1 rRNA gene is annotated in these 1,196 nt (G+C 44.6%); it reads left to right on the forward strand.

What is annotated here, in order from left to right:
* Positions 1-22 precede the first annotated feature (22 nt).
* Positions 23-1,196: ribosomal RNA gene (locus HMPREF0077_RS09955) — 23S ribosomal RNA — on the forward strand; the annotation flags it as partial.

A 1,196-nucleotide genomic window follows, 5' to 3' on the forward strand; every position in this document is an offset into this window, starting at 1 on the left:
CTAAATAGCAAAAAATATTTCCAGTCAAGAAAGAAAGGGCGCAAGGTGGATGCCTTGGCACATGAAGACGAAGAAGGACGTAAGTGAACGAAAACTAGGGATAGCTCACAAAAAGCACTGACCCCTAGGTCTCCGAATGGGGAAACCCGGCTGCGGAAGACGCAGTCATCACAAGATGAATACATAGTCTTGTGAAGTAAGACCCTGTGAACTGAAACATCTAAGTAACAGGAGGAAAAGAAAGAAAACTCGATTTTCCAAGTAGCGGCGAGCGAAAAGAAAAGAGCCTAATCCAATAGCGGAATATTTAGTTAGTCAAATCATTTGGGAAAATGAACCAAAGAAAGTGAAAGTCTTGTAGACGAAAACTAAATAAACCAGGGAGGAAAGTAGCACCGGACACGAGGAATCCGTTGTGAAGACAGGGGGACCATCCCCTAAGGCTAAATACTAACATGTGACCGATAGCGAACAAGTACCGTGAGGGAAAGGTGAAAAGAACCCCGAAAGGGGAGTGAAACAGAACCTGAAACCTAGCGCCTACAAGCAGACAGAGGACAAGAGTCTGATGTCGTACCTTTTGTAGAATGGGCCAGCGAGTTATTGTAATAAGCAAGGTTAAATCTTTAAGAGATGGAGCCAAAGCGAAAGCGAGTCTTAATAGGGCGAAAAAGTTTGTTGCAATAGACCCGAAACCGGGTGATCTATCCATGGTCAGAGTGAAGGTGAAGTAAAATTCACTGGAGGCTCGAACCGGGTACGGTTTAAAACGTATCGGATGAACTGTGGATAGGGGCGAAAAACCAAACGAACTCGGATATAGCTGGTTCTCCTCGAAATAGCTTTAGGGCTAGCCTTTGATAAAGATTTAAGGAGGTAGAGCACTGAATGGTCTAGGGCGGGTTACCGTACCAAAACCTATCAAACTCCGAATGCCAAAAAATCAGATCAAGGAGTCAGACTTAGGGGGATAAGCTTCTAAGTCGAAAGGGAAACAGCCCAGACCGACAGCTAAGGTCCCAAAATCTGGATTAAGTGGAAAAGGATGTGAATCTACTAAGACAACCAGGACGTTGGCTTAGAAGCAGCCATGCATTTAAAGAATGCGTAATAGCTCACTGGTCAAGTGGGTTTGCGCCGAAAATGAACGGGGCTAAAATCCAGTACCGAAGCTTCGGATTGATAGAGGAATTAAA

Source organism: Anaerococcus tetradius ATCC 35098 (assembly GCF_000159095.1).
In the GTDB taxonomy this organism is placed as follows: Bacteria; Bacillota; Clostridia; order Tissierellales; family Peptoniphilaceae; genus Anaerococcus; species Anaerococcus tetradius.